This is a genomic window from Psychrobacter sp. KFRI-CH2-11, assembly GCF_038239325.1.
Taxonomy (GTDB): domain Bacteria; phylum Pseudomonadota; class Gammaproteobacteria; order Pseudomonadales; family Moraxellaceae; genus Psychrobacter; species Psychrobacter celer.
Window position 1 is genome coordinate 2,229,127 of record NZ_CP151283.1, and the last position, 16,417, is coordinate 2,245,543.

General features: G+C 48.0%; 12 protein-coding genes and 1 tRNA gene. 4 read left to right on the forward strand and 9 right to left on the reverse strand.

Going from position 1 to position 16,417, the window contains the following annotated elements; all coding sequences use genetic code 11:
• Positions 1 to 70: 70 nt before the first annotated feature.
• The 3 genes from AADH33_RS09170 (at position 71) to AADH33_RS09180 (ending at position 3,654) form a co-directional block, all read left to right on the forward strand.
• Positions 71 to 1,450, forward strand: a complete 1,380-nt coding sequence (locus AADH33_RS09170) for a two-component system sensor histidine kinase NtrB (protein ID WP_348548710.1) — start codon at positions 71 to 73, stop codon at positions 1,448 to 1,450.
• 66 nt (positions 1,451 to 1,516) lie between these two features.
• The gene (locus AADH33_RS09175) at positions 1,517 to 3,352 is read left to right on the forward strand and encodes a sigma 54-interacting transcriptional regulator (protein WP_348548711.1); all 1,836 of its coding nucleotides are present in this window, start codon (positions 1,517 to 1,519) and stop codon (positions 3,350 to 3,352) included.
• Positions 3,353 to 3,569: 217 nt separating this feature from the next.
• A tRNA-Leu gene (locus AADH33_RS09180) sits at positions 3,570 to 3,654 on the forward strand.
• Between the two features lie 230 nt (positions 3,655 to 3,884).
• On the opposite strand, the gene AADH33_RS09185 is transcribed toward AADH33_RS09180, so the two are convergent.
• Complete coding sequence (locus tag AADH33_RS09185) at positions 3,885 to 4,886, reverse strand: serine/threonine-protein kinase (RefSeq protein ID WP_348548712.1); 1,002 nt, start codon at positions 4,884 to 4,886, stop codon at positions 3,885 to 3,887.
• 217 nt (positions 4,887 to 5,103) lie between these two features.
• On the opposite strand from AADH33_RS09185, the gene AADH33_RS09190 reads away from it, so the two are divergent.
• On the forward strand, positions 5,104 to 6,069 hold the full coding sequence (locus AADH33_RS09190; protein ID WP_348548713.1) for an ATP-binding protein: 966 nt from the start codon (positions 5,104 to 5,106) through the stop codon (positions 6,067 to 6,069).
• 11 nt (positions 6,070 to 6,080) lie between these two features.
• Here AADH33_RS09190 and AADH33_RS09195 read toward each other — a convergent pair whose 3' ends face one another.
• The 8 genes from AADH33_RS09195 to AADH33_RS09230 all read right to left on the reverse strand — a co-directional run bounded on the left by AADH33_RS09195 (position 6,081) and on the right by AADH33_RS09230 (position 16,404).
• Positions 6,081 to 7,199: a ribonuclease Z gene (locus AADH33_RS09195; protein ID WP_348548714.1), complete on the reverse strand. Its 1,119-nt coding sequence runs from the start codon at positions 7,197 to 7,199 to the stop codon at positions 6,081 to 6,083.
• Positions 7,200 to 7,230: 31 nt separating this feature from the next.
• Entirely contained in the window at positions 7,231 to 7,488 is a 258-nt protein-coding gene (locus AADH33_RS09200) for a hypothetical protein (RefSeq protein WP_348548715.1), read from the reverse strand.
• A gap of 105 nt (positions 7,489 to 7,593) precedes the next feature.
• Positions 7,594 to 8,262: a glutathione S-transferase gene (locus AADH33_RS09205; RefSeq protein ID WP_207970196.1), complete on the reverse strand. Its 669-nt coding sequence runs from the start codon at positions 8,260 to 8,262 to the stop codon at positions 7,594 to 7,596.
• 199 nt (positions 8,263 to 8,461) lie between these two features.
• Positions 8,462 to 9,532: an EamA family transporter RarD gene (gene rarD, locus AADH33_RS09210; protein WP_348548716.1), complete on the reverse strand. Its 1,071-nt coding sequence runs from the start codon at positions 9,530 to 9,532 to the stop codon at positions 8,462 to 8,464.
• Between the two features lie 477 nt (positions 9,533 to 10,009).
• Entirely contained in the window at positions 10,010 to 11,080 is a 1,071-nt protein-coding gene (gene rarD / locus AADH33_RS09215) for an EamA family transporter RarD (protein ID WP_348548717.1), read from the reverse strand.
• Between the two features lie 211 nt (positions 11,081 to 11,291).
• Positions 11,292 to 14,102, reverse strand: a complete 2,811-nt coding sequence (gene gyrA, locus AADH33_RS09220) for a DNA gyrase subunit A (protein WP_348548718.1) — start codon at positions 14,100 to 14,102, stop codon at positions 11,292 to 11,294.
• Between the two features lie 304 nt (positions 14,103 to 14,406).
• Positions 14,407 to 14,586 (reverse strand): hypothetical protein, encoded by a 180-nt coding sequence (locus AADH33_RS09225; protein ID WP_348548719.1) that lies wholly within the window; start codon positions 14,584 to 14,586, stop codon positions 14,407 to 14,409.
• Positions 14,587 to 14,742: 156 nt separating this feature from the next.
• Positions 14,743 to 16,404: an alpha/beta hydrolase family protein gene (locus AADH33_RS09230; RefSeq protein ID WP_348548720.1), complete on the reverse strand. Its 1,662-nt coding sequence runs from the start codon at positions 16,402 to 16,404 to the stop codon at positions 14,743 to 14,745.
• Positions 16,405 to 16,417: the final 13 nt, after the last annotated feature.

A 16,417-nucleotide genomic window follows, 5' to 3' on the forward strand; every position in this document is an offset into this window, starting at 1 on the left:
TTTTGCCGCTCTATAGTGTTGATTTATGATTAAATATTGGTAGATTTCTTTTTTATGTTAGGCGTACTTCATGACAGCTGATGTAGTAGTGACAAAACCTGCCCCCAATTTTGCCTTTATGGCTCAGCATTTGTTTACGGCTATCTTGTGGGTCGATGAAAATCTGACCATTACTTGGCTAAATGCTCAAGCAGAGCAACTGCTGGCGACCAGTAGTGGCCGCCTACTGGGGCAATCTATCTTGGCACTGCTCACTCCAAAAACCTCAACATCGACTTTCAAATCCCCCCTCAAAGATCATCTCAAAACCCATAGCGATACTCACAATTCTAAAAAAACAAAGGATGCCGCTTGCTCCTTGAGCGAGCGCTTTCGGCAAGCCAGAGTGTATCAACAGCCATTTATTGATCACGATCATCTTGTGAGCACACAATTAAACAATCATACAGCGCTGCTGATCGACTATAGCGTGACGCCGGTCATTGATGAGCAGCAGCATGGTTTTATCATTGAGATGTGGGGCAAGGATCGCCAAAGCCGTATCTCAGAGGAGCAGCGCCAGCAGCAGCAATATAACGTCGCGCGTCAGATGCTACGCTCGGTCGCTCACGAAATAAAAAACCCATTGGCCGGTATTCGCGGGGCGGCGCAGTTGTTGCAGCGGCAATTTATCAAGTTCAGTGAGAGCGGTTTTTTTGCTGAGGCAGCTCTCACTCAGCAAAGCGCTGCCAGCCCCCATCCTGACAAACAAAAAAACGCGGCAAAACTGCGCAGCTACACCGATATCATCATCGCAGAGACCGACCGTCTGACTCAGCTTATCGGTCAGTTTCTTGGCTCCCATCAGTTACCAAATTGGCAAATGCTCAATATTCATGAGCCGCTAGAGCATGTCTTGTCTCTAATCGTCAACCAATATCCACAGGTGACGCTACAGCGTGATTATGATTTATCACTGCCTGAGCTCTGCGCTGATAAGGATCAGTTGATTCAAGTATTTTTGAACCTCATTAATAATGCTTGTGAGTCGATGACTGAGTTTGAACAAACGCTACAACAGCATAAAATCTCAGAATCTCAAGAAACACCACAAGCTACCATGCAAATGGATAGCAATTCTACCTATCAGCCCATACTACATCTACAAACACGAGTGGTCTTTCAGCACACCATCGGCAGCCAGCAGCACAAACAAGTTTTGCAAGTGACCATCACCGATAATGGCTCAGGCATAGATGCCGATCTCATCGGCCAGATATTTTTTCCGATGGTCACCAGCCGCGCAGCAGGCACGGGTCTAGGGCTGTCTATTGTCCAAGATATCATCAGCCGCCATCATGGTATGATCGATGTCAGCTCCGCCCAATCGAACACCCATCACACACGCCAAACACAGTTTGCCCTGTATTTGCCCTTTAGCCAGCCAGACCTTACTATAAAAACCTCATAACAATCCTATAATAACCTCATGACAACCAATACGCCCTCTGATGTTATCGCCCACTAGGCCCAAGATATGACTGAGTATAATGACCACCGCGCTTTACATGACCATCAACCCTCAAGCGATCAGCCAATACCTGCTCCAACGGACAAGCCCAGCAGTCCTGCCGCTGCTACGTTATGGCTTATCGATGATGATGCCGCCCTACGCCTGATATTGGCCGATACCTTTGAAGATGCAGGGCTCACTGTGATTAGCTTCACGCAAGCGCAAGCGGCATGGACACGCCTAAATGATATCTTGCAGCAGCAAACACCTGCAGACCAGCTCCCTGATGTGATATTGACTGATATTCGTATGCCTATGATGGATGGTCTGTCCTTTAGCGATTGGGTACATCAGCATTTCCCTCAGCTGCCCATCGTCATTATGACGGCGCACTCTGATCTAAGCTCTGCCATCAGTAGCTATCAGACGGGCGCGTTTGAGTATCTGCCCAAACCTTTTGATTTAGATGACGCGGTGACAACGATTTATAAAGCCATTCATTATCAGCCCCATACCGATGTTAAGACAAAAAACACCAAAAAACCCACTGTTAGATCAGATGCGACGCCCAATAAGCCCAATAAGCCCAATAAACCTACTGAGCCGACTGGCCATACAAACCAAGCACCCAAAACCTCATCAACCACCGCGCCGATCAAACCAGCTGCTAAAGAGACATTCCCGACACCACCCGCCGCGACCGACAACCCCAGCGGCATCATCGGTCAGTCACAAGCGATGCAAACGGTGTTTCGCGCGATTGGCCGTTTGGCCCACTCTCCCATCACAGTGTTGATCACAGGCGAGTCAGGCACCGGTAAAGAGCTGGTCGCCAGCGCCCTGCATCAGCATTCACCGCGGCGACAGCAGCCTTTTATTGCCTTAAACATGGCAGCGATTCCGCATGATTTAATCGAATCTGAGCTATTTGGTCACGAAAAAGGCGCGTTTACGGGGGCGACGACCACACGGCAAGGACGTTTTGAGCAGGCCACTGGTGGGACGCTGTTTTTGGATGAAATCGGTGACATGCCCTTTAGTACGCAGACACGTTTGCTGCGAGTATTGGCCAATGGCGAGTTTTATCGCGTTGGTGGCCAGCAGCCTGTCAAAGTCGATGTGCGTATCATCGCCGCCACTCATCAAAACTTAGAAGCACTGGTCAAACAAGGTAAGTTCCGCGAAGATTTGTTTTATCGCCTTAACGTCATACGCTTGCCTCTGCCGCCCCTGCGCACACGCCGCGAAGACATCCCTGCCCTCGCCAGCTACTTTATGCAGCGCGCCGCCAAGCAGATGAATACTGCCAAAAAACATCTGCATCCAGCAGCACTGCAAGTCATGCAGGCGTTTGAGTGGCGCGGTAATGTGCGTCAGCTCGAAAATGTCTGCCTGTGGCTGACCGTGATGACCACCGGTGACACGGTCATGGTAGAGGACTTACCACCAGAGCTGCTCGATAGTGTGCCAGCGGATATAATTGTGCCAGCGGATATAATACAGCAACCACAGCCACCTCATGCAGCGCGCTCATCCCAAATCCCGCCGCAGAACGATATAAACACCCAAGGGTCGATCGACTCTAGCGCTACTAGCCCCAATCCACCTATGACGAGGCAGACCGACTGGCAACAGGCTCTAGCCGCATGGGCAAAGCAGGCGCTACAGACCGGCGAAACCGACATCCTACAAACAGCGATGCCTGAGTTTGAACGCGTGCTACTCACCGCCGCCCTCAACCATAGTGGTGGCAAAAAAATAGTGGCGGCCCACCTGCTAGGCTGGGGACGCAATACATTGACACGCAAATTGCAGCAACTAAACCTCACACCAGCACAAGATCAAAATAAATATCACTAAAACGTTAAAAAAACTTAAAATAAAAAAATCTTTTATATCATTAACTTATGAAAAATATGAAAAATAATTGCTAAAATATCGAAAATAATTGCAAATAGGGGTTGCCAAACAATTTAAACTCTATATAATAGCCAACCACTGAGACGCACTACCGAATCAGTTAACTATTTCGATAGCATTTGAGTTCACATGCTTTTGATGATAGAGTAACGAAAATGGGGCTGTGGCGGAATTGGTAGACGCACCAGATTTAGGTTCTGGCGCCGCGAGGTGTGAGAGTTCGAGTCTCTCCAGCCCCACCATTTTCGGATAGTACATCTTAGACCAAATATTAAAACCTGCCTTGATGCAGGTTTTTTTGTGTCTGTTAGTTTTTATGCTTGCTAATTAAAACGTCCCTACTCAACGCCAAGCGTCGAAGCTATTATCGAAGTATAGAAGCTTCTGTATTTAGTGCTCGCTGCTTGCTCCAAGCTATACTACGCTTTATTTCTCAATACTCTTCCCTCACCGATTTCAACCGACTTCCTCTTTAATCCCGCATACGTCTTAACGCCAAAAGTATCTGTGCCATGCTTTGATACCTTTTCTCTACTCGCTTTGCCAGTGCTTGATCTATAATAGGTTGATAATGGCGGTATGCTGGCGGTAGCCTTGGAATTGGCTGCTGACAGTGCTGGACTGCCCATGCCTTGAGCGGCTCACGACTTTGTTTATCAATCTGCAACGGCCGCACCCCCACCAATATCTCATACAACATAATCCCAAACGCATAGATATCGCTCTGCACCGATGCGCCGTGTCCTCGCCAGCGCTCAGGCGCCAGATACGCCGGTGTACCCGCAGGATGACCTACGGTTGACGCTTCCATACGAGTGGCCAACGCAAAATCAGTTAATAATAAGTCAGTCTTGAGGCTGTTATCATCCGTCTGATTTAATAAAAAATGAGATGGCGCCAAATCATCTAGCAAGATATTACTGGGTTTAATATCATTATGCAGCCAGCCTGCGCGATGCAGCTGCGCGATTACTTGTGCCGCTTGCATGATAAGCTGATGCTTTTGACGGGCGGGCAGCGGCTGCTTTAGATACTGTGATAGACTGCCGTTTTTATAATATGGCATCACCACAACGATGAGTGCTGACGGCGGCACTGCTATGTGCAGGCGTAACTCATGATGCGCCAGTAGTGGCGGTGCCACGCGCTGATATGGCGTTAAAGCAGACAGCGCGGTGATGACGCCATACTCATAAAAGACACCGCTAGATACCGCTTGAGCGCTCTGCTGACAATGATGCTCGCTTAATTGCCATTTTAGTAGCACTGGGCCAAACTGTGAGTGTATGGCACGGCTCAAGCCCTGATAGTCGCCTGCGTACACGCCGATGCGCAAGTGCGATACCTGACGATACTGCAATTTTACCAATTCTTTTGTCAGTACAGGCAATATCTGCTGAGCATGAGCCTGCCATACGGACGATGTCTTCGCTTGTTTTAACGATGACGATGAATTACTGGCATTGTCTTTCATACTAAAGTAAGGCCTTTATTTAGAATTACTTTGTATTTTTATATCGTCATTTTATATAGTCAAACCGACATAAAATTGACACACTTGATGTCATATATTACTGGTATTCATTTTGCACAGCATCTGCCGGCGTAGGCACAGCACGCAAAAAAATAAATACCAGTAGGACGGTACCTATTTTCGTTAATATTTTTCTTGTTATAAGCGACCCAATATTATGTCCCAGTCTTCCACATCCGTTACAAATTATGCCCTGCCCGAGCCGCTATTAGAGTTACTGGGGCAGTATCTGCAAGAGCAAGTCACACCGACGATTGACATCGATCCGCAGCAACTGGCCTATCGCTGGGTCGGTGGTCACCGCGGGCGCTTGGAGCCTTTGGCGGTCAATTTGTTTTTAAGTCTGGATGATTTGCATGGTATCGATAGACAAAAGGCAAAACTGGTGCAAAACACACGGCAGTTTTTAAAGGGCTATCCGGCCAATCACGTACTGATGACAGGGACTCGCGGCGCAGGGAAGTCATCGTTGATTCGAGCGTTGCTACAAGCCTACCATAGCGAAGGGCTACGTATCATCGAAATCGCCCGTGATGACCTGCGCGTACTTGATAAGATACGCGCCGCCATCCGCGCCCTACCAGCGGACACCGATTGCCGCTATATCGTGTACTGTGATGATTTGGCATTTAACGGTCAAGACGAGAGTTACCGCACCTTAAAAAGCGTGTTGGACGGGGCGCTGGACTCCGAGCAAGACAAGCTACTGGTGTATGCCACCAGCAACCGTCGGCACCTGTTGCCGCAGCTGATGAAAGACAATGTCAATATTTATAATGGGCAAACCGATGAAGTCAATCCTTATGAGACCATCGACGAAACGGTATCGCTGTCTGATCGCTTTGGCTTGTGGTTGTCATTCCATCCCATGGATCAAAATACTTACTTACACATCGTCCGCCATTATTTATCGCTTTCGCCAAATCGTACTCTAGATAATGCGAATGACGGTAAAGAAAGTAATAATAATGAAGAAAAAAATAAAGCGCTACCTGACAATATCAGAGCCGCTGCCTTACGCTGGGCATCAGAGCGTGGCGGGCGTTCGGGGCGAGTGGCCTATCAGTTTAGCCGCTACTGGATAGGACAAGCGCAGTTAGCTGCTGAGGACAGTCTGTCTTAAACACGCCCTAGTCATTTTTTAGGAGCGCGTGCAGAACCTAAGTACTGCACGCGGCTACTCTCTTCTTCATTTACCAAATTCGCTGCGCCATTCACCATATATTGGTCGAAATCTGCGGCCAGCCATAGATTACCTGCATAAGCACTTTGGGCATCCAAACGAATATGCGCCATGTTTGGCGTACGACTCTGCGGATTATCAAAGCTTTGATAGCGAGCGCTAAAATGGGTCAAAATTAGATTCTTAACCTCATTGTTTTGAGCGAACCTACCTACCAGCTGTGCGCTACTATGCATGGGATCAAATTCTGGATTTTTTGCCTGAATCTTATTTAACACCTCATGGGTATAAGTGGCTTCATGCACCAGCAAGTCTGCATCAACGACCGCCGCATGCAAGCACTCTGGCGTATCATTATCACCTGCCACCACGACCTTGGTACGCTGCATATCGTCATCGACATACTCAGCAGACGACAGCATGTGTCCGTCTTCGGTCACGACATCTTCGCCTTGCTGCAGCCTGCCCCACAGCACACTGGCTGGGATACCATCAGCTGTCAATTTATCAGTATTAAGGGTACGGCGGCTGATCGTCTGAGTAATACCAAAACCATAAGAGGCGACGCGATGTGATAACGGATGAATGTCTATAACCAGCTGATGTTGGTGGTCTACATTGATAGTTACATCACCTTTGTACTCATCATTTGGCTCAGACAATATATCTTCTATCGCCATAAAATCAATGGCAAATGGCAAATACAGCTCGGTTGTCAGCCTCATCGCCTCAAGCATTTTGGCAATGGCTTTGGGCGCAATAAGCGTCAGCGCTGCAGTACGTCCTGACATGGCCGCACTCGCAAGCAACCCCGGCAGACCATAACAATGGTCGCCATGCACATGAGTGATACAAATGGCTTGTAGCTGATGCAAAGATAGCTTGGTATGAAGCAGCTGATGCTGTGTGCCCTCACCGCAATCAATTAAAACCCAAGGACGCGACTTTTTGTTTTGCTGTCGACTTACCCCCGAGTTATAAGGATTGAGGCATTCTATCGCGAGCGCTGTGACGTTACGCTGCTTGGTTGGCACGCCAGCGGAGGTGCCCAAAAAGGTAAGCTTTAACATAAATACCCTCTTTTAACTAAATCCTTATCTACTATAATGACTGGCATAGCATGGTTCTTTGACCTTCAATCATTTTACCGCCATTGGCCGTACATTCATTGACCATATTGGACTCATAAGATTTCCAGCCGCCATAAAAGCTGGCAACACACAAAATCACCACCAGCAGCTTTTGTGACCACGCTTTGATAGATACTTGCTGGCGATTCACCTCTGCCGCCTCTATATGCTGTTTGGCTGCAATCTCACTGTCAGTCGGTGTCCTGTTGGGCTTATTCAAGTCTGTCATTTCTTATCCTAAAAAAGGTTTTGTCTATAAATAAACAAAACCTTTTATGTTAATTTTAAATCAATAATTAGAGCGTATCCTAATCGTTGATACCATTCGTCTTGTTTAGAATTTTAAACGCCCGCCTTTTTCTTCGGCACGTTTAAACGCCTCACGCTCTTCGCAGCGTTTTAGCCAGTTTAAAATATTGGTGTACTTACTGCTATCCAAACCAGAGCCTGCATTGGCTCCGACGACGGCAAGATGCATCTGAATATCAGCGGCGCTAAACTCACTACCCGCAAACCAATGATTGTCCTGTAGGTGCTGCTCCATCATGCCCAGCATACTATCTAAGCTGCGGCTAATCATGTTTTTTTCCACTTGGCTTTGAATTTTTTTGCTGACAGGTTTGATGAGCATCGGCGACTGCTGAACGACTTTGCTAAACACCAAACGCATCACTAGCGGCGGCATCAACGATGCTTCAGCAAAGTGTAGCCAAAAGGTATAAGCTTCCCACGCCGCTTCGTTGTCATCAGCAGGTTTGAACTGCTTGTCGGTATCATAATGCTTGATTAAATACTCGATGATAAACCCTGACTCAATCAGCACGCGATCGTTGACCTCCAGCATTGGCGCATGACCGATTGGATGCACTTCCTTTAAGCTATCAGGCGCACGATACGCTTTGTTGCGCTCATAGCACGTCAATTCATAATCGGTGTTTAGCTCTTCTAACAGCCAAATAATACGAAACGAGCGTGAGTTTGCTAAATGATGAAGATGTAACATAAACCGTCCTAGTTATCATGTGAGTGAGCAATAGCATATAGACAAAGTGTCCTGCGCCTGACGCGCTTGGCGTGCATACTGCTCGATAATAGCGCAATTCATCTATCATTGACACACAAACTGCAGTACTGGCGGGATAAAACCATGGCTAAAAAACCATGGCTAACAAATCAAACCTATCACCCGATAAATAATCGCCTTACTTTGAATGCAGCTGCTCTATCTTGCGTGTCATTTTGTCTATTTTTTGCTGATAGCGTTTAATTTTACGAAAACGATGAGCCGCAAGTACCCCTTTGATACGGCGGTTGGTCAGGCGGCGACGCGGCGGAAAACTCCCCACTTGTGGCTCGTTGTAACCATGCAGGCGATCATCACGGCGACGCGCCCTATAGCCAAGCGCACTATCAGCAATCATGATCAGTAGCGCGACAAAAATCATGCCGTACATAAATAATGAGCCGCCCTCATTGATGCTTTGGTGCAGTATCGTAATCGAAAAGATAAACAAAAAAATCGGCTCAAGATAACATAGCGTGCCAAACAACGAGACGGGCAACTTTTGACTGGCGACCATGGTCAGCGACATCGCCGCGGTGCTGATGATACCCAGCAGCGGCAACAGATACCAAAATTTATCGGTAGTGATCGCCAGCGCAAACCCGCCACTCATATACAGGGCGATCATCACCACTGGCGTCAGCAGCACCAAATCAGAGATAAGGCCGGTGATGGGTGGTACTGCCAGCTTGCGACGCAGCAGATAATAAGGCGGATAACCCAGACAGACAAACAATGTCGCCCAAGAAATCGCGCCATACTGCCAAACATCATACGCGATGCCCAGACCTGCGCAGATGGTGGCGACCCACTGTAGCGGCGTCATCGCTTCATTATAAAAAAACCGACCCACCATGATCATAATCATCGGGTACAAAAAATACCCCAGTGTCACCTCAAGCCCCAGATCATTGACTGGTGCCCACATAAATATCCAAATCTGGGCGCCCAATATCGGCGTCGGCAAGATAAACAAAAACCACTCTTTGGGTGTTTTTAGGGTTTTTAGATAATCAAAGATATGCTGCCACTGTTTTAATACACTGACCAGCAGTACCAAACTCAGCAGCATCATCAGCACACGCCACGAGGCGACTTGCGTCCCAGATAGCGGCTGCATCAACAGACCAAATAAAAACAATAATGAGTATAAAAAGTTTGCTGCCACGGCAGCGATGGTGCCCTGCGACGTTTGGGTGGTGGTGAGCATAAAAACAGCCTTTTGAGATAAGCGCACGTCCTTGGCAATTTTAGAAAAAAACAAAAGCCTCAGACGCGGACGTCGGAGGCTTTTGTCTACAAGACCTGTTGTCTATCTCATTGTACACGCAGGTTGTACGTCGCCAATCATGCTAAAACCCTTCGGTGTTAAAAGCAGGCTAATACAATCATCTGTCGTTACATACCACAAGATAAACGCTTGAAATGACTCATACTTATATCATAGCCAGCATTATGTCAAAGTCAGAATAGATAAGCAATACATCCACTTAACGAGTCTTTGAATTTTTATATAGCCGATCTACTTTCAAACAGGTGCCCTACTACTGAAATGGATTTTATGCCGCCTCTGGCGTGATGAAATCACACAGCAAGCAAAGAAAATTTATACCAGTAACGCCTGACACATCGCATCTTGCATGCCAGTTTTATTTCGGAGCAACGATGTCGTTACGAGTTTGGGGCTTTATTTGGCATCTAACTGCTCTATTTTTCGCTGGATTTTATCCATTTTTCGCTGATAACGGCGTATTTTACGAAACCGATGCGCTTTTAGTGCGCCATCAATACGGCGATTTATCAGGCGGCGGCGCGGTGGAAAGCCGCCTACTTGTGGCTCGCGATAGCCATGCAAATGATCGCTACGGCGACGACTCAGATAACCTATCGCACTATCGACAATCATCACCAGCAGCGCTGCCGTAATCATGCCATACATAAACAATGAGCCTCCTTCATCCAAGCTCTGACTGAGCACGGTGATGGACAATACAAACAATAGCATAGGCTCGATATAGCTAAGCGCGCCAAATAGCGACACGGGCAGCTTGCTACTGGCCAGCATCGTCAACGACATCGCCAGCGCACTAAAAGCGCCTAGCAGTGGCAATAGATACCAAAACTTCATATTTTGCGCCGCCATACTAAAGCCGCCACTGGCATAGAGTATCAGTAGCACCACTGGCGTCAGCAGCGTCAAATCAGACAACAACCCCGTAATCGGTGGCACAGCAATCGTCCGCCTGAGCAGATAATACGGCGGATAGCCCAAGCATACAAACAGCGTCACCCACGATACCGAGCCGTATTGCAAGATATCATGACCAATACCAAAAGCCGCTAGTAGCGCCGCCGCTCCTTGCAGCAGGCTCATCGGCTCACGATAAAAAAAGCGACCAAGCACGATCATCACCAGCGGCAATAAAAAATACCCCAAAGTGACATCAAGGCCATAACCGTTCACAGGTGCCCACATAAACAGCCAAATCTGCCCACCCAATATCGGGGTTGGCAGTATAAATATCAGCCAGTCTTTGGCAGTTTTGAGCGTTTTTAGATAATCAAAAACATGCTGCCACTGCTTGCTCACACTAACCAGCAGCACCAGACTGAGTAGCATCATCAGCACACGCCATGACGCCACTTGCGTGCCCGTCAAAGGCTGCATAAATAACCCAAATAAAAACATCATCGAAAATAAAACGCTCGATGATATCGACGCGATAGTCCCCTGAAAGGTTTGATTGGTCGTCAGCATAACAACAGCCTCAACTTAGCACTTTTTAGGTATCATTAAGTATCATTCAAAGATCAGCATAAACAGTGGTCATAAAAGATAAAAAGGATTATCAAAGACAACATTCTATAAGCGATAAATAACATCCAAAAAAAAGCCTCCAACGATAACGTCAGAGGCCTTTTCTAGAGCAAAAATGCCAAACTAGAGCAAAAGCAAACTACTGAAACCGTTATTTATCGTCGGTATTTTCACCCTCAATATTTGTCTCATCTAATACAGGATCGTTGGCAATGTCGATCACATCGTGCACATCGGTCGTCGCCGCGTCATCGGTCACTGCATCGATATCGATTTGCGCTTGGCCTGCTACCTCAAAGGTGCCGTCTTCACGCATGGCATCGACCAGCTCATCGTCGCTCTCTTCGTGCTCGACTCGCGCCATCGCCACCAGCTTTTCTTCTTTTGATAGGCGAATCAAGGTGACACCTTGGGTGTTACGACCAGAGCTGGCCACATGCTCAACTGGCGTGCGCACGAGCGTACCCTTGTCCGAGATTAAAATAATATCGTCTGTAGGGTCAACCTTCGTCGCTCGCACCAGTGCACCATTACGTGCGCTGGTTTTGATGGCTATCACACCACCGCCACCGCGGTTTTGCGTATTAAACTCGTCGATAAAGGTACGCTTACCAAAGCCGTTTTCACAAGCGATAAGGATTTCGCGTACATCATCTTCGATAACGACTAGTGATTTGATAAACTCATCATCAGCCAAACGCATACCGCGTACACCTTTGGCAGTACGGCCCATGGCGCGGGCATCGTTTTCATCAAAACGAATGGCTTTACCACTCGATGCAAACAGCATCACCTCTTGACTACCGTTGGTGATACGGGCGCTCACCAGTTTGTCACCGTCTTCTAGACCAATGGCAATCAAGCCATTTGAGCGGATATTGGCAAACTGCTTGAGCTCCACGCGCTTCACTGTACCATTGGCAGTAGCAAAGAAAACAAACGGCGGCTCGGCCTCATTGCTACTCTCTGAGTTCTCATCATCGCCATCACTCACAGCATTGCCAGACAGCTCTTCGACGATTTTTGGAATAGGCAAAATAGTGGTGACAGTTTCGTCAGCATCCAAACTGATGAGATTAACCAATGGACGACCGCGCGATCCACGGCTGGCAATCGGCACTTCAAACCCACGTAAGCTAAAGACGCGGCCGCTGTCCGTAAAGCACAGCACGGTCGCATGCGTCGAGGTCACCACCAAGTGATCTATCACATCGTCTTCTTTCATGGCGGTTGCCGACTTGCCTTTGCCGCCGCGTTTTTGCGCCACATAGTCATCGATAGGCTGAGTCTTGGCGTAGCCGGTGCGCGAGACAGTCATCACGACAGTCTGCTCAGGGATGAGATCTTCACGGTTAAAGTCCATACGCGAGTCGATAATATCGGTACGACGCTCATCCCCAAAGTTATCACGAATCTCGATAAGCTCATTAGAGATGATACTCATCAGCTTATCAAAATCACCAAGAATCGACTCTAAATGAGCGATTTCACGCAGCAAATCTTGGTACTCTTCGGTCAACTTGTCTTGCTCAAGCCCCGTCAAACGGTGCAGCTGCATGTCTAAAATCGCATTGACCTGCTCAAGTGATAAGCGATAGCGCTCCTCACCTTCGATCAAACCAAACGGCGCTTTTGGGTCTTCGCCTTCGATAAATTCAGGACGCACAGACTGGCTACCAGCTGCTGTTAGCATCGCCACGACGCTACCGGAGCCCCATGTATTATTTAATAAACTCTCGCGTGCCAAGCCGCGGTTGGCTGAGGCTTTGATAGTAGCGATGATATCGTCGATATTGGCGAGCGCAACGGTCAGACCTTCGAGCAAATGACCACGCACACGGGCTTTGTTTAGCTCAAAAATCGTACGGCGTGTCACCACTTCTTGACGGTGACGAACAAAGGCCGCTATCAGCTGACGCAAAGTTAGCAGCTTCGGCTGACCATTATCCAGCGCCACCATATTGATACTAAAGCTCGACTCTAGCGGCGTTTGCAAAAACAAATTATTGACAATGACTTCAGCCGTCTCGCCGCGGCGCAAGTCAATGGCGATACGCATCCCTTCCTTATCCGACTCGTCACGAATCTCGGTGATGCCCTCGATTTTTTTGTCTCGTACCAGCTCGGCGATACGCTCAATCAGTTTGGCTTTGTTGGCCTGATACGGCACTTCGGTAAAGACAATACGCTCGCGATCACGGTTGACACCGGTGTCACTCATCGGCTCGATATGATAGCGCCCACGAATATGCAAGCGGCCTTTGCCGGTGCGATAGGCATCTAAAATACCCGCGCGGCCATAAATAATACCGCCCGTTGGGAAATCGGGGCCTGAGATATGCGACATCAGCTCATCAGCTGAGACCTGCGGGTTTGCGGCATAGGCCAGACAAGCATTGATGACTTCTGTCAAGTTATGCGGCGCCATATTGGTCGCCATGCCGACGGCGATACCTGTTGCGCCGTTCACCAGTAGATTGGGAATACGTGCTGGCATCACGCTTGGCATGCGCTCAGAGCCATCGTAGTTGTCTTCCCAATCGACCGTGTCTTTATCCAAATCAGCAAGCATCTGGTGCGTGAGCTTAGTCATACGGACTTCGGTATAACGCATGGCCGCCGGTGGATCATCATCGATGGAACCAAAGTTACCTTGGCCATCGACCATCGGATAACGCAGACTAAAATCCTGCGCCATACGCACGATGGCATCATAAACCGCACTATCACCATGTGGGTGATATTTACCGATGACGTCACCGACCACACGTGCTGATTTTTTATAGGGTTTGTTATAATCGTTTGATAGCACGTGCATGGCATACATCACACGGCGGTGTACAGGCTTGAACCCATCACGCACATCAGGCAGCGCACGTGAGACGATCACGCTCATCGCATAATCCAAATACGACTGCTTTAGTTCATCTACGATGCCAATAGGACTGACCGATTCGCTCATATACACTCCTTCACTCACTTTTTTCTGATGCTGTCATCACTGCTTGAGATGTCTTTGGGTCATACAAAAATACAGCTACCAAAAAATGTAGCCATCATCGAAATATAGACCCCAACCCCCCCCCCACTCAGTGCACAAAACAACAAGAAAATAGTGATACGGTTTTTGTTAAAAGTAACGTTTTATAAAAGAAGCTATTTTAGCACAAATTTGCCGTATTAGGGGCATTTGCACAGGATTAAAACCAAGCGAATCAGGAGATTAGCGGTCATTTTTTTGACTTTTTTTCTCTATTTTTTGTGTGTCAGCGGCAGATCTTTTTAGACTGACTAATCTTGCCGTTATGACAAACAAATTTGCCATCTTTTGAGCAGTGCGACACCCCGCCCATTTTTTCTGAACAAGGAGTGTTTCGAGCTTGTGCTTGGCTGATGGGCGCAGTAATAATGGCGCAAGCCAGTAGTGATAACAAGATAGATTTCATAGGGTTTCTCTTATTGACGGCTCGTTAAGCGGCATAAAAAACTGCGTCCAACCTCATGGACACAGTTTGGTGGATTGTCAGACGATTTATCCGTTTGAGTATCGTTAACTTATCGCGAAATAGCAGCCGTAGCACATGACATAAATGCTGCCGATATTATGTTGGATTGACTACCGTCTTAAAGTTTTGATCAAAAAACGCACGCGTGGCCTCAGTACAGGCTGGACTGACCAGACCGCCATGATAGTTGGTATAAAATGCTAGGAGCGGTATACTGCCTTGCGCCTCAGCGTCAGCTTTTACCTTTTCTACGCTCTGACTAAAGCGAGTCTGTACGCGGACTCTGACCGCCTCTGCATCCCAAGTATTCATGGCAGCTTGGCCAATCAAGCTCAAGGTCTGCTGATCTGGGCGCTCGTCAGCATTGTCGATATCGACATCGAGCACGGTGACATTAAGGTTTTTGGCTGATTTTTTTGCCGCTGCTTGCAGTAGCGTGACCATCGAGCCGGTATTGGTATCAAAATAAACCGTAGGGTCTTGGTTGCCGCCGCAAAGCAGTGTCGGCATGGTCGGCACATAGCCGCGCAAATCGTTGTCTTTTAATGCCTTACGTAAAGTGTTTTTAGGCATGGCCGCTGGCAGACCATCGCCGTTCTCTGCCCACAGCCCATCAGGATGTTTGTCGGTATCAGCGACATAGGCGGCACGAAAATCTGTCTTAATCAGATAGTCATTTTCATCATAACCACCCAAGATAGAAAACAGTTTGCCTTGCTCTAGTCCTGCCAGCCTAGGGTCACTAGGATTTTTTTGAAACAGCGCATTATTAGGCAACTTGCCCATCTCCACTAGCTGACCAAACGACAACGCATTTGGCAGTTGCGCATTGGCATATTTATCCAAAAATATGTCTGATTTTTTATTATAAATATTGCCATATTTTTCTTGTAGGCCACTGCCAAGTAATGGCGCAAACCTTGAGGCACCGATATTGACATTACCTCTAAATATCTCATCACCAAACGCTGCTAACGCATAAGGCCCTGAAGATGGCGCGATGGCTGTCACTGGTTTTTCTTGGGATTGTAGCAATCTGGCCGTTGCCATCGTGACATAGCCGCCTTGCGAGTAGCCAGCGATAAATAGCTTGCCTGAATCCGCAATATCACGGTAATTGACCGCATTGGCACGCTTTTGCCGTGCCATGATATCGCGCGCGCTGTCTAGGGCATCGACCATGTCTGTCGACTGCTGCTGAGCCACAAGGTAAGGATGATAATCAAGCGTAGAATCATCATAGCCTGCATAATTGGGTGCGACAACGATATAGCCTTGTGCGGCAAAATTAGCAGCGATTAAGTTGGCTTCGCTTACCGCAGGATTTTGAATATTACCCACTTGCGCAAAGTCATAAGACTTGTCGGTGGTCGTACCATGGGCATATAATAGCAGCGGGTGCGCGCCTTGGCATTCAGGAGCATCGCCCGTTGGCAGCATCAATGCAGCCGTGGCATTGGTATCTTCGTCTGCAGCACCCTTGGTATCATAGCTGACCTTTTCTATGGTAACGCCGCATTTGGCTGCGGGCGTTGCGGTACTACCCAGCCCAAAACTGCTGTCTACTTGAGAGGCGCTAAAGGAGTTGACAAATTCAACAGTGGCTGATGAGACGATATCAACATCATTGTCAAAGTCATTGTCATCGCCGCAGCCGACCAGCCATATACTACTGGCGATGGCGACTGATAAGACACTGCGCATCGCTATCGGTTTGTGAGTCGCTGCGCGTCCGCGCCGTGAGTGAGGAGTGATCATAATGGCTATCCTT